Origin of the sequence: Burkholderia plantarii, assembly GCF_001411805.1 — a bacterium.
GTDB lineage: Bacteria > Pseudomonadota > Gammaproteobacteria > Burkholderiales > Burkholderiaceae > Burkholderia > Burkholderia plantarii.
This window is the reverse complement of record NZ_CP007212.1, coordinates 2,888,194-2,907,915: the sequence shown is the minus strand read 5'-3', so window position 1 is coordinate 2,907,915 and position 19,722 is coordinate 2,888,194. Positions and strand designations below refer to the sequence as shown.

Sequence of the window (19,722 nt, the reverse complement as noted above, 5' to 3'; positions counted from 1 at the left end):
CGTGAGCCGAGCCGCCGTTTCCTCCCGGATCGACGCCGCTCGCGCGCGCGTCTCGCCGTCGCCCGCGCGCCGCGTCTGGCGGCGTTTTCGCGGCCAGCGCCTCGGCTACTGGAGCTTCCTGGTGTTCGTGGTGGCGTTCGCCGTCGCGCTGGCCGCGCCGCTCTGGTCGAACGACCGGCCGCTGGTGGTGCGCTACGACGGGCACTACTATTTCCCGATCGTGAAGGATTACGCCGAGACCACTTTCGGCGGCGACTTCCCGACCCCGGCCGACTACCTCGATCCCTACGTGCGCGGCAAGCTCGAGGCGCCCGGCAACTTCGTGCTGTATCCGCCGAACCGCTATTCGGCCACCACGCTCAACTATTTCTCGGCGCTGCCGAACCCGGCGCCGCCGTCGCGCGACAACTGGCTCGGCACCGACGCGCAAGGCCGCGACCTGCTCGCGCGGCTGGTCTACGGCTTCGCCGTGTCGGTGGAGTTCGCGCTGGTGCTGACGCTGATCGGCACCGTGCTCGGCATCGCGGCCGGCGCGGTGCAGGGTTTCTACGGCGGGCGCATCGACATCGTCGGGCAGCGCCTGATCGAGATCTGGAGCTCGATGCCCGAGCTGTACCTGCTGATCATCTTCGCGTCGATCTTCGAGCCGAGCTTCGTGCTGCTGATCGTGCTGCTGTCGCTGTTCGGCTGGCTCGGCCTGGCCGACTACGTGCGCGCCGAGTTCCTGCGCAACCGCACCCAGGACTACGTGCGCGCCGCGCGCGCGATGGGTCTCTCCAACTGGCAGATCATCTGGCGCCACGTGCTGCCCAACAGCCTCACGCCCGTCATCACGTTCCTGCCGTTCCGCATGAGCGGCTCGATCCTCGCGCTGACCAGCCTCGACTTCCTCGGGCTCGGCGTGCCGCCGCCTACACCGAGCCTCGGCGAGCTGCTCGCGCAGGGCAAGGCGAACCTCGACGCGTGGTGGATCTCGCTCGCGACGTTCGCGGTGCTGGTCTTTACGCTGCTGCTGCTGACCTTCATGGGCGACGCGCTGCGCAACGCGCTCGATTCGCGCATTGCCGACACGTCGCGCGCGGCGGGAGGCGTGCGATGACGCCGCCGCCGAACTCGTCGGCCAATCCGCCGACCCAGCCGCCGACCCAGCCGCCTCGCTCGGCGGGGCGTGCTCCGGACGATGCCGTGTCGTCGACGGCGGGTGGTCCCGCGTCCCCCCCTGACGCCGCGCCGCTGCTATCGATCGAGCACCTGCGCGTCGCGTTCGGCGAGACGCTGGCCGTCGACGACGTCTCGCTGACGATCGGCCGCGGCGAACGCGTGGCGCTGGTCGGCGAATCGGGTTCGGGCAAGAGCGTCACGGCGCTCGCGATCCTGCGGCTGCTGCGCGACGCGGAGCAGGGCGGCACGATCCGCTTCGACGGCGCCGAACTCGGCGCGAAGAGCGAGCGCGCGATGCGCGGCCTGCGCGGTGCCGAGATCGCGATGATCTTCCAGGAGCCGATGAGCGCGCTGAACCCGCTCTACACGATCGGCGACCAGATCATGGAGACCATCGTGCTGCACGACGGCGTCTCGAAGCGCGAGGCGCGGGCGCGCGCGATTGCGCTGTTGGGCCGTACCGGCATCGCCGAGGCCGAACGCCGCGTCGACAGCTATCCGCACCAGCTCTCGGGCGGCCAGCGCCAGCGCGCGATGATCGCGATGGCGCTGGCCTGCCGGCCGCGCCTGCTGGTCGCCGACGAGCCCACCACGGCGCTCGACGTGACGATCCGCGCCCAGATCGTCGAGTTGCTGCTCGACCTGCAGCGCGACGCCGGGCACGGCCGCGGCATGGCGATCCTGTTGATCACGCACGACCTGAACCTGGTGCGGCGTTTCGCGCAGCGCGTTGCCGTGATGGAGAAGGGGCGCCTGGTCGAGAGCGGGCCGGTCGAACGGATCTTCAGCGAGCCCGACCATCCCTATACGCGCCGGCTGCTCGACAGCCGGCCGCGGCGCACGGCCGCGCCGGTGCTGCCGATCGCGCCGGTGGTGCTCGACGCGCGCGAGGTGACCGTGACTTACCGGCAAAAGCTGCCCGGCATCGGCGGCTGGTTCCGCCGCGGGCAGTTCACCGCGGTCGAGCGCGCCAGCGTCTCGGTGCGGCAGGGCGAGACGCTCGGCGTGGTCGGAGAATCGGGCTCGGGCAAATCGACGCTGGCGATGGCGCTGCTGGGCCTGCAGCGGATCGCCGGCGGCAGCATCGAATTCGACGGCCGGCCGCTCGGGAGCTGGCGCGGCGCCGAGGCGCGCACGCTGCGTTCGCGGCTGCAGGTGGTGTTCCAGGACCCGTTCGGCTCGCTGTCGCCGCGCCACACCATCGAGCGCATCGTCGGCGAGGGGCTTGAGCTGCACCGGCCCGAACTGTCGGCAGAGGCGCGCCGCGAGCGCGTGATCGCGGTGCTGCGCGAGGTCGGGCTCGACCGCACGGTGCTGCATCGCTATCCGCACGAGTTCTCGGGCGGCCAGCGGCAACGTGTCGCGATTGCGCGCGCGCTGGTGCTGGAGCCGCGCGTGCTGGTGCTCGACGAGCCCACCAGCGCGCTCGACGTGTCGATCCAGCAGCAGGTGCTGAAGCTGCTCGCCGGCCTGCAGCGCAAGTACAACCTCGGTTACGTGTTCATCAGCCACGACCTCGAGGTGATCGGCGCGATGGCGCACCGGGTGGCGGTGATGCAGGGCGGAGTGATCGTCGAGACCGGCGACGTGGAGAAAATTTTCACGGCACCGTCACACGCGTATACGCGCAACTTGCTCAAGGCGCTTGAGGGGCGGAACCTGCCCCAATGATGTGCAGAATTTGATTGAATTTTTCAATTCATTTTGACAAATAAATACCGTCTGGCTAGTATCGACCGAAATTTCCGCCAATCAGCTGATTTTTAAGCACAAATTTACCGACCGATGCAGCACCGAACTATCACTCAGGTTTGCAGGCGCGCCGTCGCCGGGTTGTTTTTTGGCGTTCTGATCGCAGCGGCTCCCGGCGCGTTCGCCGACGAAGCCGGCAGCTTTAACCAGAACGTCGTATTCTCGACACAATCCGGATCGAATGTTTCCCCCCAGAATGCCCAGTCGAGCGCCCCGAGCGAAGGCGGCGCGCGTTCGTTCCTGTCCGGCATGGCCGGCAAGGCGGGCGACGTCGTGGTCGGCGCGCTGAACATGATCGGGGTCCGTTATCGCTGGGGCGGCAACTCGCCCGATTCGGGGCTCGATTGCAGCGGCTTCGTGCGCTACGTGTTCCAGGACACGCTCGGCATGTCGCTGCCGCGCCGCGCCGAGGAAATGAGCCGCGTCGGCGAGAAGGTCCGCATGAGCGAGCTGAAGCCGGGCGATCTCGTGTTCTTCAACACGATGCGCCGCACCTTCTCGCACGTCGGCATCTACATCGGCGACAACAAATTCGTGCACTCGCCGTCCACCGGCAGCACGATCCGCGTCGACGATCTCGAAAGCAGCTATTGGGAAAAGCGTTTCACCGGCGCGCGCCGGCTCGAGTCGGAGTTCCCGACCAAGCCCGACGACCTGCGCCAGCGCGTGAGCGCGACGATCGGCGGCAACCCTGCCGATTTCAATCCCGGCAACTGAGCGCGGACGGGCCCCGGCCCGCTTGACGCCGCGCCGCGTCACGTTCAGGCAGCAATCGGTCGAATCACCCCGGTTTCCGCAAGGAGGCCGGGGTTTTTCTTTGGCGCGGCGAGGTACGGGAATCGGCGCAGCGATGGCTTGGCCGGTTGGGCGGCGAGGCGAGGGGGCGGGGTGAGCCGTATGTCGGGCTGGCGGATGCGCCATTGCGGGCTGGCCGGGCGGCTGGCTGGCGCGTTCGATTCACCGTGACGCGGTGGCGAACTACAGCATGATTACGGCCGGCGCATGATTCGTCGTCCGTGCCGCTACCATGGGGCCGCCTTGCACGGGCTCGCTTCAGCCCGCCCGGGGGGCGCCCGAGCCGGCCTTGAGCCGGCTTCTTCTCGACCCGCTTCTCAACCCGCTTCTCAACCCGCCTCAAGTCCGCCTTCCCGATACGTTGCTTCCCGCTTCAGGCCGCGGCGCGCGCGGCCGCCGCCGCGAGCCTGCCCTGCAACTCCGACATGATCTTCGCGCCCGCTTCCTCGCCAGCCAGGATCGCCGCGTTGCGCTGCGTGAAATCGCTCGCGCTCATCTCGGCCAGGTTCGGGCGAATCACCACGTCGGCGTACTTGTCGAGTTCGTAGGCCTTGATGGTCTGGCCCATGATCGTGAAGGTCTGCAGCAGCAGTTCGATCGGGTTCTGCGTCGGCGCGCCCTCGGGGCGGGCCGAGATGTCCACGGCGATCACGAAATCGGCGCCCATCTTGCGCGCGAACGCGGCCGGCACCGGGCTCACGAGGCCGCCGTCCACGTATTCGCGCGTGCCGATCCGCACCGGCTCGAACACCGACGGCACGCTGCTCGACGCGCGTACCGCGAGGCCCGTGTTGCCGCGCTGGAACAGGATCGGCTGGCCGTTCTGCAGGTCGGTGGCGACGATGCCGAGCGGTTTGGCCATCTTCTCGATCGGCCGGTTGTTCAGCGTCTTGTTGATGTAGTTCTGCAGCGCCACGCCCATCAGCAGTCCGCGCGAGCGCCACGGCAGCGCCCAGTCGCTGATCGAGGCCTCGTCCATGGTCAGCGCGAGCTTGTTGATCTCGAACGCGTTCATGCCCGAGGCGTAGAGCGCGCCCACCACCGAGCCCGCGCTGGTGCCGGCCACGATGTCGATCGGGATGTTGCGCGCCTCGAGCGCCTTCAGCACGCCGATGTGCGCGAAGCCGCGCGCGGCGCCGCCGCCGAGCGCGATGCCGATCTTCAGCGGCCGGCGCGTGGCGGCGGCCACGGGCGGCGCGGTCCTGCCGGCGTCCGGCTTGCCGCCGAACGAGGTGCAGGCGGCCAGCGAAGCGGACATCGCGGCGAGTGAAAAATGGCGGCGGGACAGGCGAGGGGACGACGACATCGACGAATTCTCCGGCAGGCGATCATCGCGCGGAACGGGCGCGACCGACAGCGAGGCGGCACGGCGCTCGGCGGCCGGCGCGGCCTCGCGCGCGGCACATCCGCCGCGGCGCGCACATCATAAAGCAAGCGCGATGGCGTCGGCGAAAAGGCCGTGACGCGCGTCCGGCCGGTGGCCCGGGATGCCGCGACGGTGAGCCGGTTTGCGCGGTGCGGCCCGGCAGGCAGCGGCGTTCGGCTGCCCGCGCATTCGCCATCCACGCGTTTCGACGCGCGAAATCGCCAGCCGTCATTTCCGGCCGCCTGGGCATCGATAAAGATCGGTGTCCGGGTCGATGCACGTCGTGCGACGACATCGAGCGTCGAGCATCGACGAGGCGATCCCGTCGCATGCCGTGGCAACGGCGCCCATCGAAGCGATGACCGACTCGACCGCGCGGCCCGATCGCGCTTGTCGTCCGTCATGTCCTCCTGGCGCGTCTGCGGCGACCCGCCCGCGCCTTGTGGTGAGTCAAGGGCGGCCGGCCGCCAGTCACTAAGCTGACAGCTGTCGGCGATCTCGCATGCCAGCCTCCCGGTGCGCCGGGAGACGAGTCGAGTCGCGCGACGCGAGCGCGTCGCTGCGCCATCCCGAAGGCGGCGCGACGACAACGCCGCGCGGCGGGTCCCTGCAAGGAGGTCACGATGAAGCAGGCGGGAGGCAGAAAACGGCTGGGCAGGCTCGTCGGCATGCTCGTGGTGGGCGCGTTCGTGCTGTTCTGGGTGCTGACCTCGCCGGTCACATGGCGCATCACGCGGCCGCATCGCGACGTCGTCGGCGCCGCGCCGGCCGATCCGCGCAACGGCAGGACGCTGTTCCTGGCCGGCGATTGCGCGACCTGCCACGCGTCGCCGGATCGCCGCGACGACACGCTGCTCGGCGGCGGCCGCACGCTGGGCACCGCATTCGGCACGTTCCGCATGCCCAACATCTCGCCCGATACGAAGGACGGCATCGGTGCCTGGACGCTCGACCAGTTCATCACCGCGATGCGCGAAGGGGTGCTCCCGGACAAGGGCAATGCCTATCCGGCGTTTCCGTATACCTCGTACCAGCGCATGACGGCCGACGATCTGCGCGACCTGTTCGCTTATCTGAAGACGCTGCCGCCGGTGCCGGGGCGCCAGCCGGACCATGACCTGCGTTTTCCGTTCTCGATCCGTCGCGGCATCGGCCTGTGGCGGCTCGCGTTCCTGTCGGGCCGGCCGCTGCCCGTCGAGGCCGGCAAGAGCGTGCAATGGCTGCGCGGCCGGTATCTCGTCGAAGGGCCGGGCCACTGCGCCGAGTGCCATTCGCCGCGCAACGCGATCGGCGTGATTCCCGCCGGCCGCCGCTTCTCGGGCGGCCCGAACGCGGAAGGCACGGGCTACGTGCCGAACATCACGCCGGACGGCACCGGCATCGATTACTGGCTGGCCGACGACATCGCGCGCTACCTGAAGGAGGGCGTGACGCCGATCGGCATCCGCGCCGGCGGCGACATGCGGCAAGTGATCCACAACACCTCGCGGCTCACCGACGCCGACCGGCTCGCCATGGCGACCTACCTGAAGACGGTGCCGGCGGTCGACGCGCCGAACCCGAACCTGCCCGCACCGAACCACACCGACCAGGTCGTGTTCCTGCCGCCGGCGACCACCGCGAGCGCGGCGGCTTCGAAGCTCGACGCGCTGGCCGCGCCGGCCGCCGAGCTGGCGAAGGCGAGCCCGCTGTACGTGGTCGCCACCAAGCGCTTCTATCTGGCCCGGCCGAAGGGCGGCGCGACGGCGCCTGAAGACGGCAAGCTGCTCGCTGCGGCCGAACTGGCCGTGCTGGAGCGCGATGGCGACTGGCTGAAGGTGCGGCTGCACGGCTGGCAGCAGGCCGGCTCGGAAAGCGCGATCTACGCGCGGCAGGGCCAGCGGATCATGCAGGCGGTGGTGTCGGCCGCGGCCGCGGCGCGGGTCGTGCATGGCAGGACGGTGCGCGATGCGCAGACCGGCCAGAACTGGATGCCGGGCGACCTGACGATGTGGGTGACGCGCGACGCCCTGGCAGCAAACCTCCAGACGCTCTGGCATTACAGCGACGACCTGATGAGCCACACCTGCTCGGTCTGCCATGCGCGGCCCGACAGCGGGGATTTCCTCGCGAACCAGTGGGTCGGCACGCTCGGGGCGATGCGGCGCTTCACGTCGCTCGACGACGATCAGTACCGTCTGCTGCTCGCGTGGCTGCAGAACCATTCGAAGGACGTCGGCCCCGACGCCGCCGGAAGCGCGGCGCGATGACGAGCGAGGCAGACGCATTCCGCGCGTTCGTGCTGGCCTGGGTCGCCGGGCTGCTGGCCGCGCCGCCCGACGCGCAAGCCGTGGCGCGCTACCGCGAGCCCGAGGCCGCGGCGCTGTTCGATGCGCTCGCGCTCGAACTCGACTGCGCGCCGGCAATCGCCGCGATGCGTACCGTCCTGATCAGCGATGCCGCGCCGCGCGCGGTGGCGCTCGACCTGTCGGTCGCCTACACGCGCCTGTTCGAGGGCGTACATGGCACCGTGGCCGTGCCGCTCTGCGAGAGCGCCTACACGGGCACGCGCTGGGTCGATCAGGCCGCGCACGAGATCGCCGCGCTGCTGCGGCGCGTCGGCCTGAACGTGCGCGGCGGCGAGCCGCCCGACCATCTGTGCGTCGAGCTGGCGCTGTGCGCTTGCCTGCTGCGCGACGGCGCCGCCGACGAACTCGCGCGGCTGGAGGCGCGGCTGTGCCGCTGGGTGCCGCGCTTCGTGGCGCACTGCCGCGCCGCCGATCCGGACGGCTTCCACGGCGCCGTGGCTTCGGTGCTGGGCGCGCTGTTCGCCGCCTCGCCGGCCCGCGGCAGCGGGCCGGACGGCGCGGCCGGGCACGTCGGCGACGTCGCGCAGGCCGGCACGCGCGCGTGCCGCTCATTCGAAAACGGAGGGCATCACCATGCCGAAGGAACCTGATTCGCCGCTCGCCGCCGCCCTGTCGCGGCGCGCATTCGTCAAGGCGGCATTCGCCACCGGCCTGTATGGCGCGGCGGCCGGCTTCGGCCTGCTGGAGTCGCGCGCGCGGGCCGCCCCGGACGACACGCGCGAGATCCTGACCGGCTCGCACTGGGGCGCCTTTCGCGCGAGCGTGAGGAACGGCCTCATCACCGGCGTGAAACCGTGGGAGGGCGATCCGCACCCGTCGCACCAGTTGCCGGGCGTGATCGACTCGATCTATTCGCCGACCCGGATCCGCTATCCGATGGTCCGCCGCGCGTGGCTCGAGCACGGACCGGGCGCCGACGTTGCGGGCCGGGGGCGCGGCGACTTCGTGCGCGTCGGCTGGGATCAGGCGCTCGACCTCGTCGCGAACGAATTGCGGCGCGTGCGCGGCAAGTACGGCGCGGGCGGCATCTACGCCGGCTCCTACGGCTGGCAATGCACGGGCAAGCTGCAGCCGCCGCGCACGCTGCTCGCGCGCATGATGACCGTCAACGGCGGTTTCGTCGGCTACAGCGGCGATTATTCGACGGGCGCGGCGCAGGTCATCCTGCCCTACGTGGTGGGCTCGATCGACGTCTACGAGCAGCCGACCGTCTGGCCCGTGGTCCTCGAGCACACCGAGCTGATGGTGTTCTGGGGCGCCAATCCGGTCTCGACCAACCAGATCGGCTGGCTGGTGCCCGACCACGCCGCCTATCCGGCCATGGAGGCGCTGCGCCGGAAAGGCACGCGCGTGATCTGCATCGATCCCGTGCGCAGCGAGACCTGCCGCTACTTCGATGCCGAGTGGATCGCGCCGCGCCCGCAGACCGACGTCGCGATGATGCTGGGCATCGCCCATACGCTGTACGTCGAGCAACGTTACGACAAGGCGTTCCTCGCGCGCTACACGACCGGCTTCGAACGCTTCGAGCCGTACCTGACCGGCAAGTTGGACCATGTGCCGAAGGACGCCGAGTGGGCGTCGCGCATCTGCGGGATTCCGGCCGACACGATTCGCGGCCTCGCGCGCCAGTTCGCCGCGAAGCGCACCATGCTTGCCGGCGGCTGGTCGATCCAGCGCCAGCATCACGGCGAGCAGGCGCACTGGATGCTCGTCACGCTTGCCAGCATGCTCGGCCAGATCGGCCTGCCCGGCGGCGGCTACGGCTTCACCTATCACTACGCGAACGGCGGCAGCCCGGCGGCGAAGAGCCCGGTGCTGCCCGGCATCGACGCGGGCACCACGCGTGCCGTGTTCAAGGACGCCGCCGCGCGCAAGATCCCCGTCTCGCGCGTGGTGGAAATGCTGAACAACCCGGGCAGGCCGTTCGACTTCAACGGCACGCGCGCGGTCTACCCGGATGTCCATCTGGCCTACTGGGCTGGCGGTGATCCGTTCGCGCACCATCAGGACCGCAACGCGATGATCGCCGCGTGGCGCAAGCTCGACACCTTCATCGTCCACGATTTCCAGTGGACGCCGACGGCGCGCCACGCCGACATCGTGCTGCCCGCCGCGACGCCCTACGAGCGCGACGACATCGAGCAGATCGGCGATTATTCGACCACCCACATCCTCGCGCTGCATCGGGTCATCGAGCCGCTCTACGAGGCGCGCAGCGATTACGCGATCTTCGCCGCGATCTGCGAGCGGCTCGGTACCGGCAAGGCGTTCACCGAGGGGCGCGGCGAGATGGACTGGATTCGCGTGTTCTACGAGGCAGCCCGCGTGCAGGCGCGCGGCATGTCGATGGAGATGCCGGTGTTCGAGGCGTTCTGGAACAGCAACCAGGCGCTGGCATTCCCGATCGAGGCCGATGCCCGGCGTTTCATTCGCCACCAGGCGTTCCGCGACGATCCGCTGCTCAACGCGCTCGGCACCGCCTCGGGAAAGATCGAGATCTACAGTTCGACCATCGAGCGGATGCACTACGACGACTGCCCCCCGCATCCGACCTGGATGGAGCCGATCGAGCGGCTCGACGGGCCGGGCGCGAAGTTCCCGCTGCACGTCGTGAGCCCGCATCCGCACAGCCGGCTGCACTCGCAGCTGTGCGGCACGGTGCTGCGCAAGACCTATACGATCCGCGATCGCGAGCCGTGCCTGATGCACCCCGAGGACGCCGCGGCGCGGGGCATCGCCGACGGCGACGTGATCCGCGTGTTCAACGATCGCGGCCAGATCCTGGTGGGCGTGAAGGTGACCGACGCGATCCGCCGCGGCTGCCTGATGATCCACGAGGGCGGCTGGTTCGATCCCGTCGAGCCGGGGCGGCCCGGTAGCCTGTGCCGTTACGGCGACGTCAACAACCTGACGGTCGGCATCGGCACGTCGCGGCTCGCGCAGGGCACCTGCGCCCACACGGCGATCGCCGACGCGGAGAAGTTCCACGGCGAGCCGCCGGCGCTCGACGTGTTCCGCGCGCCGGCGGGCGCATGATGAGGCCGGCATCGCGCCCGAGGCGGCCTTGGGTCGCGTGCCCGATCCCGTGTCCGGTTCTGCATGCGACCTGGCCTGCGTCCGTTGTCCGACCCCTCGACCGCATCGGGAATCACGTGGCCGGCGGGTATAATTTATCGCTTTCCGTTCCGGTGCCGGCGGTGTCGCGCAGTCGCTCGCGTCGCGCGCCGTTACCGAACCGTCATTCATCGGGCCGCCGCGAGCGGCCATCGAGTTATCGTCCATGACACGTCAAGTCCGTACCCGTTTCGCGCCGAGCCCGACCGGCTTCATCCACCTCGGCAACATCCGTTCCGCCCTTTATCCGTGGGCCTTCGCCCGCAGCACCAACGGCGTGTTCGTGCTGCGCATCGAGGACACGGACGTGGAGCGTTCGTCGGACGCCTCGGTCGACGCGATCCTCGAGGGCATGAAGTGGCTCGACCTCGATTTCGACGAAGGCCCGTTCTATCAAATGCAGCGCATGGACCGTTACCGCGAGGTGCTCGCGCAGATGGTCGAGAAGGGGCTCGCGTACCCGTGCTACATGTCCACCGAGGAACTCGACGCGCTGCGCGAGCGCCAGCGCGAGGCCGGCGAGAAGCCGCGTTACGACGGCACCTGGCGCCCGGAGGAGGGCAAGGTGCTGCCGCAGCCGCCCGCGGGCGTGCAGCCGGTGCTGCGTTTCCGTAATCCGCTGACGGGTTCGGTGGTCTGGGACGACGCCGTGAAGGGCCGTGTCGAAATCTCGAACGAGGAACTCGACGATCTCGTGATCGCACGCCCGGACGGCACGCCCACCTACAACTTCTGCGTCGTCGTCGACGATCTCGACATGGACATCACGCACGTGATCCGCGGCGACGATCACGTCAACAACACGCCACGCCAGATCAACATCCTGCGCGCGCTCGGCGGCGAGGTGCCGGTCTACGCGCACCTGCCCACCGTGCTCAACGAGCAGGGCGAGAAGATGAGCAAGCGCCACGGCGCGATGAGCGTGATGGGCTACCGCGACTCGGGTTATCTGCCCGAGGCCGTGCTCAACTATCTCGCGCGGCTCGGCTGGTCGCACGGCGACGCCGAGATCTTCTCGCGCGAGCAGTTCGTGGCGTGGTTCGATCTCGAGCATCTCGGCAAGTCGCCCGCGCAGTACGACCTGGCCAAGCTGAACTGGCTCAACAACCATTACATCAAGGAAGCCGACAACGCGCGCCTCGCGGCGCTCGCCAAGCCGTTCTTCGCGGCGCTCGGCATCGACGACACGGCGCTCGAAGGCGGCCCGGATCTGGCCGCCGTGATCGGCCTGATGAAGGATCGCGCCTCGACCATCAAGGAGATCGCCGAGGCAGCGACGATGTTCTATCGCATGCCGGCGCCCGACGCGGACGAACTCGCGCAGCGCGTGACCGATGCCGTGAAGCCGGCGCTCGCCGCGCTCGTCGAGGCACTGAAGACGGCCGAGTGGACCAGGGAAGGCATCGCGGCCGCGCTGAAGGCGACGCTCGCCGCGCACGGGCTCAAGATGCCGGCGCTGGCGATGCCGGTGCGGCTGCTGGTTGCGGGCACCACGCATACGCCGTCGATCGACGCCGTGCTCGCGCTGTTCGAGCGTGACGTGGTGCTTTCGCGTCTGAGCGCATGAGCGTCCAAGCGTCTGGTCGGCAGGCGCCGGGAGGGCGGCGCGCGGCCGATGAAAGCGGCCGTGCGCCTTGCACCCCGGGGCCTGCCGACGCTTCGCAAAAAGTTTGCGGGTTTAAGAAAAGGGGTATTTACAAGTCGCGAAAAGCCCTCTAAAATCGCATTTCTGTTCTGCAAGGGGGTATAGCTCAGCTGGGAGAGCGCTTGCATGGCATGCAAGAGGTCAGCGGTTCGATCCCGCTTACCTCCACCATCAGAACGGTCTCGGCGATTTTGGCATTTTTCGCTTGAGCGGGCAGCGTGAATTAGGTTTAAAAAATATTTCACGAGGCACGAGAAGTAGGTAAAAATTTTGGTCTTTGCTGAAGTTGATAAGCAGCAGAGTCCAGCAGCCAGGTAAATTTGAAAAAATTTTGCCTGGTGCGAAAGGGGGGTATAGCTCAGCTGGGAGAGCGCTTGCATGGCATGCAAGAGGTCAGCGGTTCGATCCCGCTTACCTCCACCATCAAAACGGTCTCAGCAGTGTTGGCAGTCGATGTTTGAGCAGATGGTGAAGTTTTTTAAAAAAATACTTCACAAGACGCGAAAAACAGGTAAGAATCTTGGTCTTTGCTGAGTGCGACAAGCAGCAAATTCCAGCAGCAAGACAAATCTGAAAAGATTTTGTCCCCTTCGTCTAGAGGCCTAGGACATCACCCTTTCACGGTGAGTACAGGGGTTCGAATCCCCTAGGGGACGCCAAGATTTCGGCGTCGTTCGAGATTCGGGCGATGTAGCGGTGGAGCCGAATGGCCCGCCGGTTAGCAAGGAAAGCTGGAGCGGTAGTTCAGTTGGTTAGAATACCGGCCTGTCACGCCGGGGGTCGCGGGTTCGAGTCCCGTCCGCTCCGCCAGATTTGAAAAATGCCCGCGTAAGCGGGTATTTTTTCGTCCATATGCGGAGCGGAGGAAGCCGCCTGCGCGGCTTCCGGCGGAAGTCGAAGGGTTGCGCATGCTTGCGCAACCGCGGCCCGCGGAACGTGGGCGAGTCCCGTCCGCTCCGCCAGATTTGAAAAATGCCCGCGCAAGCGGGTATTTTTTCGTCCGTCCTGCCCGAACCGAAGCCCGTTCACGCTCGCCCGAGCGTGCTGTTTGCCCGATTGCACCGACGCTGGGCCCTGCCATCAATCATGCCGCGTTGATGCATCGTATTGCCCGGGTGGTGAATGCGTGCAATTTGCCATTGCATCGGCGGCCCGCTGCGCTATCGTGACGGGGATCCGAGGATCTCCGTCGACGCCATGCTCGATCCCACCGAAGTCCGATTGCTGTTCCAGTTACGCCCGGCCGAGCCGGCCGATTTCGAATTTGCCGAGGCGCTGACGCACGGCAACATGGGCAGCTACTATCTGCGCCACGGCCTGCAATGGCGTGCCGACCTGTTCTACCTGAGCTGGTGCGAATCGGAGAACTTCATCCTCGAACGCGACGGCGAGCGGATCGGCGTGATGCGGCTGACCGAGGAACGCGACTCGCTGCATATCCGCGACGTGCAGATCCGCGAAGGCCATCGCGGGCTTGGGGCAGGCGGCTATCTGCTCGACACCGCGCATCGCTGGGCACAGGCGCGCGGCCTGCGCGAGACGCAGCTGCGCGTGTTCGTCGACAATCCTGCCGCGCGGCTCTACCTGCGCCTGGGCTACCGGCTCGCCGGGCCGCGACTCGCGCAACTGGGCTCGATCCGCCACATGGTGCGGCCGGTCGATTGACGCGGCAGCCGGCGGCCTGCTGCCGGGCTCAGCGCAATGCGGCTTCGTCGCTCGTTGCCGGCCCTGCGGCGGCGGAGGAGGACGAGGCGGCGGGCTCACCCGAAGCGGAGTCGGTCGGCTCGGCGGGATCGGCCGTCGCGGCGCCCGCATCGCCGAGCATGAACGCGCGAGGACTCTTGCCGAACGCGCGCCGGAACATCGCCGAGAACGCGCTCTGGCTCTGGTAGCCGAGTTCGTGCGCGACATGCGACATCGGCCGCCCCTGGTTCAGCAACGGAATCGCGCGCGCGAGCAGCGCCTGCTGCTGCCATTGCGTGAAGCTCACGCCAAGCTCCTGGCGAAACAGCCGCGCGATGGTCCGCGTGCTCGCGCCGACGCCGGCGGCCCAATGGTCGAGCGACTCGGCCTGCGCCGGATGCGCGAGCACCGCCTCGCAGAGCGCGCGCAGGCGCTTCTCGGTCGGCATCGGCACCGCGAGCGGCAACGGCTCGCTGCGCGTGAGCTCGTCGAGGATCAGCGGCGTGAGCAGCCGTTCGCGCGTCTGCGCGAGCGTGCGCACGTCGAGCGCCACGATCAGCTCGCGCAGCAGGCCCGACACTTCCACCACGCGGCAGGCGTCGAGGCCGCCCGGGATCGTCGATTCGTCGATGTAGAGCGTGCGCAGGAACGCATCCTCGACCACCACGATCTCATGCGCGGTGTGCGGTGGAATCCAGATCGCGCGCGAGGGCGGTACCATCCAGGTCGTGCCGGCCGTCGCCACCCGCAGCACGCCGCGCGAGGCGTAGGCGAGCTGCCCCCACGCATGCGTGTGCTGTGGGATGCGCGTGCTCGATGCCATCGGCCGCGAGCGCACGCGCAGCGGGTGTTCGGACGTCGGCGAGAACTCGGGCGGGATGTCGATCGTGATCGACGTGGCGGCGGACGGTTTCATCGTGAGCGGCGCGGCTGGACGAACCAACATTGTAGGGCGGTCGGCCAAAAGGCATGCGCCGGCGCCGTTTGCTTCGATAATGAGCGGCCAGCGCGGGCGCCGGCGCAGGTGTGCAGCGCCGATCATGTCGCCCCGGGGCGGCCGTCGCGGCGAAGGCGGGAGGTGGCCCGGAACGGAACCGGCGGCGATGCCGGTCGATTCGCGACGGGTGGCGCGGTCCGTGCTCGCGCGTCAGCTGGTTTCACCATCAAAACGACACCATCGCAGAAGGACATCACGATGCGCTACGTATTCGTCTACGGCACGCTGCGTGCCGGCGAGATCAACGATATCGGCCGCGCGGCGGCACGCCATGGCATCACCCCGCCGCAGCTGCTCGGCCCGGGCGTGCTGAAGGGGCGGCTCTACGACTTCGGCGCCTATCCGGGGATGGTGGCGGCCGACGGCGACGACGTCGTGCAGGGCGACATCTATGCGATCGACGAGCGGCTGGTGCCGGTGCTCGACGAAATCGAGGAGGTCTACCCCGGCGTCGAAGGCCTGTTCGTCGCGCGGCAGACCCACGTCGAGCTGGCCGGGCGGCACTACGATTGTCTGTACTACCCGGTTGACGAGCGGTCGGTCGCGAACCGCCCCCGCATCGCGTCGGGCGACTGGGTCGGCTACCGGCTCGCGCGCATCTGAATCGCGGACGGCGCCGGATCTTGCCGCGCCGCGCGTATCACGGCGCGTGCCCGGTGAGCGCCCACTCCGCCGCGAAGGCCACCGGGCGCAAGCTCAGTCCGGCGCGCCGGAGCGCGACACCGGACTTCCCGCGGCACCCATGAACGCAAGCAGATCGTCCATCCTCGCGCCGGTGCCGGCGGGTGCGATGCCGAGCTCCTCGGCCGGCGCGCCGGTGCGGTTGAGCCAGAACACGGTATAGCCGTACCAGCCGGCGCCGGCCGCGTCCCAGCCGTTCGACGACACGAACACGAGCTCGCTCGCGCTCGCGTCGAACGCCTCGGTGCCGAGCCGGTACGCGGCGGCGGCGGGCTTGTAGGCGCGCACCGTCTCGACCGACAGCACCTGCTCGAACAGCCCCGCCATGCCCGCGCTCTTGACGGCGATGTCGAGCATCCGCGCATCGCCGTTCGAGAGGATCGCGAGGCGTGGAGCGCCGGGCATCTCGCGCAGCCGACGCAGCGCCGGCACCGTGTCGGGATGTGTCGACAGGCACGCGTATTCGTCCATCAGCCGTTTCTCGGCCGCCGCCGCGAGCGGCAGGCCGAGCGCGCGGCAGGCATGGCGCAGCGCGTCGCGGGTGATGTCCCAGAACGGCAGGTAGTGCGTGCCGGCCGGGTCGGCCAGCGTGCGCAGCTGCGTGTATTCGATCTGCTTGCGCCGCCATAGTCGGGACAGCGCCTCGCCGTGGCCGGCAAACAGCTGCTCCGCGGCGGCGTGTACCGAGTGGACGTCGAACAGCGTGCCGTAGGCATCGAACAGGATGGCTTTCGGAAACGCCGCGGGGGTGGCGTGGACGGTGGCGCTATCGGGCGTGGTGGCGGGTGACATGGGCGGCACTCGGGACGAACGGGTTGAGGCGATTCTATTCGTGATGTGTCGTCGCTGGAAATGTGTTCTACATCACTTGATCTTTTACTTTCACCAACCTAATCTGGCCGGCATCGTGTTTTTGGCGACCGGCGTGCCGGCGTCGCCCAGTTGTCATGGATCGCTTCAAGCAAATCGAGACCTTCATCGCGGTCGCCTTGAAAGGCAGCCTGTCCGCCGCCGCGCACGCGGAGGGCGTCGCGCCCGCGATCATCGGGCGCCGCCTCGACGCGCTCGAGGAGCGGCTCGGCGTGAAGCTGCTGGTGCGCACCACGCGCAAGCTGACGCTGACCTTCGAGGGCTCGGCGTTTCTCGAGGACTGCCAGCGCATCGTCAACGACATGCAGAACGCCGAAGCCAGCGTGTCGGCGGGCGGCGTGAAGGCGAGCGGGCACCTGCGCGTGTCGGGGCCGGCGGGCTTCGGCCGCCGCCACGTCGCGCCGCTCGTGCCGGCGTTCACGGCCGCGCATCCCGACGTGTCGATCACGCTCGACCTGTCGGACCGGATGGTCGATCTCGTCAACGAGGGTTTCGACTGCGCGGTGCGGTTGGGCGAGCTGCCCGACTCGTCGCTGGTGTCGCTGAAGCTCGGCGAGAACCGGCGCGTGTGCGTGGCCTCGCCGGCCTATCTCGCGCGCGCGGGCACGCCCGCCACGCTCGACGATCTCGCGGGTCACCAGTGCCTTGCGCTTGCCGCCAACGCGAACCAGCAGCGCGGCTGGACCTTCCAGCATGAGGGCGGGACCGTCTCGATCCGCGTCAATGGCACCATGGAATGCTCGGACGGCGCGGTGCTGCACGAATGGTGCCTCGACGGCTACGGGCTCGCCTGGCGCTCGTGGTGGGAGGTGGGCGCGGATATCCGGGCAGGGCGCCTCGTCAGCGTGCTCGACGCGTTCGCCGCACCGCCGATCGGCATCCACGCCGTGTTTCCGCAGCGCCGCCATCTGCCGCTGCGTGTGCGGCTGTTCCTCGATTTCCTCAAGCACACCTACGATCAGCCCGATTACTGGGGCTGAAGCCGGCGCGCGGTCTTGCGCGTTTCCGATATCAGGGCGAACCCTTTGCCGCGCCGGCATGCGCCGTTTCGCGCACTAGAATCGAGCGAAGCAACGCAGCCGCGGCGGCATGAAGGGAGGACGCCATGTTCAAGCACATCCTGGTGCCGACCGACGGGTCGGAACTCTCGCGCAAGGCGATCGACGGCGCGATCGATCTCGCCGGGACCGTAGGCGCACGCGTGACGGCCTACGCGTGCCTGCCCCAATACCCATATTCGCCGTTCGCGTCCGAGGCGATCATCGAGCCGCCGGCCGATTTCCGCGTGCGCAGCGAACGCGAGGCGCGCGTCCATCTCGACGAGGTCATGGATGCCGCGCGCCGCGCCGGCGTGGCCTGCGACAGCTGCACGAGCCTGCATCCGTCGCCGTATCTCGGCATCATCGAGGCGGCCGAGCGCGGCGGCTGCGACGTGATCTTCATGGCTTCGCACGGCCGGCGCGGGCTCGGCAGCCTGCTGATCGGCAGCGAGACGCAGCGCGTGCTCACGCACACGAAAATTCCGGTGATCGTCTATCGCTGAAGGGGTGTCGCGCCGTGGCCGGCGCGGCGAGAGGGAAAAATTGCGCGCCAGGGCCGGCGCGTGGATTCAATGGCCTTCGGACGCCGTCGGCGCCGAAATGCCGGACGCGTGCGTTGCGCGCCCGGCTTGTGTCGCGAGTTGGCGGTATCAATCACCGCGCTCGTTCTTTTCGTGCTTGCCGCTCCCTGAATGCTCCCTGAAGGGCGCCCCGTCGAACCGGCCGAGGTGAGCCCCGCGACCGCGACGCGCGGATTCCCGCGTCGCGGCCGTGCCTGTCGTGCCGCCCGATGCTTCAGGCCACCTTCTTGCCGTCAAAGAACTGTTCGTCCTCGGTCGAGCCGTGCAGCGCCGTGGTCGACGCTTCGCGCTCGACGGTCTGCGTGACCGCGTCGAAGTAACCGGTGCCCACCTCGCGCTGGTGCTTGACGGCGGTGAAGCCCTTCTCGGCCGCCGCGAACTCGGCCTGCTGCAACTCGACGAACGCGCTCATCTGGGTGCGCGCGTAGCCGTGCGCGAGGTTGAACATCGAGTAGTTCAACGAATGGAAGCCGGCCAGCGTGATGAACTGGAACTTGTAGCCCATCGCGCCGAGTTCCTTCTGGAACTTCGCGATGGTCGCGTCGTCGAGGTTCTTCTTCCAGTTGAACGACGGCGAGCAGTTGTAGGAAAGCAGCTTGTCCGGGAACTGCCGGTGGATCGCCTCGGCGAAGCGCTTCGCGTATTCGAGGTCGGGCTTGCCGGTTTCGCACCAGACGAGGTCGGCGTAGGGCGCGTAGGCGAGGCCGCGCGAGATCGCCTGATCGATGCCGGGCTTGGTGCGGAAGAAGCCTTCGACGGTGCGCTCGCCGGTCAGGAACGGCTGGTCGTTGTCGTCGATGTCGGAGGTGATGAGGTCGGCCGCCTCGGCGTCGGTACGCGCGATCAGCACGGCCGGCACGCCCATCACGTCGGCCGCGAGCCGCGCGGCCGTCAGCTTCGCGATGTTCTCGCGGGTCGGCACCAGCACCTTGCCGCCCATGTGGCCGCACTTCTTCACGGAGGCGAGCTGATCCTCGAAATGCACGCCCGAGGCGCCGGCCTCGATCATCGCCTTCATCAGCTCGAACGCGTTCAGCACGCCGCCGAATCCGGCTTCCGCGTCGGCCACGATCGGCGCGAAGTAGTCGACGTAGCCTTCGTCACCGGGGTTCCTGCCCTCGGACCACTGGATCTGGTCGGCGCGCGTCAGCGTGTTGTTGATGCGCTTGACGACGAGCGGCACCGAGTTGGCCGGGTACAGCGACTGGTCCGGATACATCTCGCCGGCCACGTTGGCGTCGCCTGCGACCTGCCAGCCCGACAGGTAGATCGCCTTGAGGCCCGCCTTGACCTGCTGCATCGCCTGGTTGCCGGTCAGCGCGCCGAGCGCATTGACGAACGGCTCGGTATTGATCAGCTTCCAGAGCTTTTCGGCACCGTGCTTCGCGATGCTGTGCTCGACGGCGAGCGAGCCGCGCAGGCGGACCACGTCGTCGGCCGTGTAACTGCGCTTGATGCCCTTCCAGCGCGGATCCTTGTCCCACTGTTGTTGCAGTTCCTTCGCCTGTTGCTGACGCGACATGATGAGCTCCTTGATGGATTGAACGTGAATCGATGAATGAAGCGAATCGGCGAATCACGAACCGTGGGGAGCCGGGCGCCCGGCGCCGCGTTTCGTGAACTCTTGTAGAAGAGTCTAGGGAAGCGGCGGGCGGTGCGACAGCGTGTTTCAGGCATTATTCTAAA

The 19,722-nt window shown here is 68.3% G+C and carries 15 protein-coding genes and 4 tRNA genes; 15 read left to right on the top strand and 4 right to left on the bottom strand.

The window, feature by feature from the left end:
• Position 1: 1 nt before the first annotated feature.
• From bpln_RS12375 to bpln_RS12365, 3 genes are all read left to right on the top strand, one after another.
• On the top strand, positions 2-1,099 hold the full coding sequence (locus bpln_RS12375) for an ABC transporter permease (protein WP_055138947.1): 1,098 nt from the start codon (positions 2-4) through the stop codon (positions 1,097-1,099).
• A complete protein-coding gene (locus bpln_RS12370) occupies positions 1,096-2,832 on the top strand; it encodes an ABC transporter ATP-binding protein (RefSeq protein WP_244131922.1) in 1,737 nt (578 codons plus the stop codon). The genes bpln_RS12375 and bpln_RS12370 overlap by 4 nt, the downstream gene beginning before the upstream one ends.
• A 114-nt stretch (positions 2,833-2,946) precedes the next feature.
• Positions 2,947-3,630 carry a C40 family peptidase gene (locus bpln_RS12365; RefSeq protein WP_042625395.1) on the top strand — a complete coding sequence of 228 codons (684 nt, stop codon included), beginning with the start codon at positions 2,947-2,949 and terminating at the stop codon, positions 3,628-3,630.
• Between the two features lie 451 nt (positions 3,631-4,081).
• Here the strand turns inward: bpln_RS12365 and bpln_RS12360 are convergent, their stop codons facing one another.
• Positions 4,082-5,014 (bottom strand): patatin-like phospholipase family protein, encoded by a 933-nt coding sequence (locus bpln_RS12360; RefSeq protein ID WP_042625394.1) that lies wholly within the window; start codon positions 5,012-5,014, stop codon positions 4,082-4,084.
• Between the two features lie 683 nt (positions 5,015-5,697).
• Between bpln_RS12360 and bpln_RS12355 the strand changes: the two genes are divergently transcribed.
• From bpln_RS12355 to bpln_RS12315, 9 genes are all read left to right on the top strand, one after another.
• The gene (locus bpln_RS12355) at positions 5,698-7,323 is read left to right on the top strand and encodes a c-type cytochrome (RefSeq protein ID WP_055138946.1); all 1,626 of its coding nucleotides are present in this window, start codon (positions 5,698-5,700) and stop codon (positions 7,321-7,323) included.
• On the top strand, positions 7,320-8,012 hold the full coding sequence (locus tag bpln_RS12350) for a TorD/DmsD family molecular chaperone (RefSeq protein WP_055138945.1): 693 nt from the start codon (positions 7,320-7,322) through the stop codon (positions 8,010-8,012). Before bpln_RS12355 ends, bpln_RS12350 begins: the two co-directional genes overlap by 4 nt.
• Complete coding sequence (torA, locus tag bpln_RS12345; protein WP_055138944.1) at positions 7,996-10,461, top strand: trimethylamine-N-oxide reductase TorA; 2,466 nt, start codon at positions 7,996-7,998, stop codon at positions 10,459-10,461. The genes bpln_RS12350 and torA overlap by 17 nt, the downstream gene beginning before the upstream one ends.
• A gap of 244 nt (positions 10,462-10,705) precedes the next feature.
• The gene (gene gltX, locus bpln_RS12340; protein ID WP_055138943.1) at positions 10,706-12,106 is read left to right on the top strand and encodes a glutamate--tRNA ligase; all 1,401 of its coding nucleotides are present in this window, start codon (positions 10,706-10,708) and stop codon (positions 12,104-12,106) included.
• 173 nt (positions 12,107-12,279) lie between these two features.
• A tRNA-Ala gene (locus tag bpln_RS12335) sits at positions 12,280-12,355 on the top strand.
• 176 nt (positions 12,356-12,531) lie between these two features.
• Positions 12,532-12,607, top strand: a tRNA-Ala gene (locus bpln_RS12330).
• Positions 12,608-12,767: 160 nt separating this feature from the next.
• A tRNA-Glu gene (locus bpln_RS12325) sits at positions 12,768-12,843 on the top strand.
• Positions 12,844-12,917: 74 nt separating this feature from the next.
• A tRNA-Asp gene (locus bpln_RS12320) sits at positions 12,918-12,994 on the top strand.
• A 387-nt stretch (positions 12,995-13,381) separates the two neighbouring features.
• The gene (locus tag bpln_RS12315) at positions 13,382-13,849 is read left to right on the top strand and encodes a GNAT family N-acetyltransferase (RefSeq protein ID WP_055138942.1); all 468 of its coding nucleotides are present in this window, start codon (positions 13,382-13,384) and stop codon (positions 13,847-13,849) included.
• A 28-nt stretch (positions 13,850-13,877) separates the two neighbouring features.
• Here the strand turns inward: bpln_RS12315 and bpln_RS12310 are convergent, their stop codons facing one another.
• A complete protein-coding gene (locus bpln_RS12310; RefSeq protein ID WP_055138941.1) occupies positions 13,878-14,783 on the bottom strand; it encodes an AraC family transcriptional regulator in 906 nt (301 codons plus the stop codon).
• Between the two features lie 279 nt (positions 14,784-15,062).
• Between bpln_RS12310 and bpln_RS12305 the strand changes: the two genes are divergently transcribed.
• Entirely contained in the window at positions 15,063-15,467 is a 405-nt protein-coding gene (locus tag bpln_RS12305) for a gamma-glutamylcyclotransferase family protein (RefSeq protein WP_042625387.1), read from the top strand.
• 93 nt (positions 15,468-15,560) lie between these two features.
• Here bpln_RS12305 and bpln_RS12300 read toward each other — a convergent pair whose 3' ends face one another.
• Positions 15,561-16,337, bottom strand: coding sequence for a haloacid dehalogenase type II (locus bpln_RS12300; RefSeq protein ID WP_055138940.1), 777 nt, complete (start codon positions 16,335-16,337; stop codon positions 15,561-15,563).
• 155 nt (positions 16,338-16,492) lie between these two features.
• Here bpln_RS12300 and bpln_RS12295 point away from each other — a divergent pair, with 155 nt between their 5' ends.
• A complete protein-coding gene (locus tag bpln_RS12295) occupies positions 16,493-17,395 on the top strand; it encodes a LysR family transcriptional regulator (RefSeq protein WP_055138939.1) in 903 nt (300 codons plus the stop codon).
• Between the two features lie 125 nt (positions 17,396-17,520).
• Positions 17,521-17,958, top strand: a complete 438-nt coding sequence (locus bpln_RS12290) for a universal stress protein (protein ID WP_042625384.1) — start codon at positions 17,521-17,523, stop codon at positions 17,956-17,958.
• Between the two features lie 292 nt (positions 17,959-18,250).
• Here bpln_RS12290 and aceA read toward each other — a convergent pair whose 3' ends face one another.
• Positions 18,251-19,558 carry an isocitrate lyase gene (aceA, locus tag bpln_RS12285; protein ID WP_042625383.1) on the bottom strand — a complete coding sequence of 436 codons (1,308 nt, stop codon included), beginning with the start codon at positions 19,556-19,558 and terminating at the stop codon, positions 18,251-18,253.
• Positions 19,559-19,722: the final 164 nt, after the last annotated feature.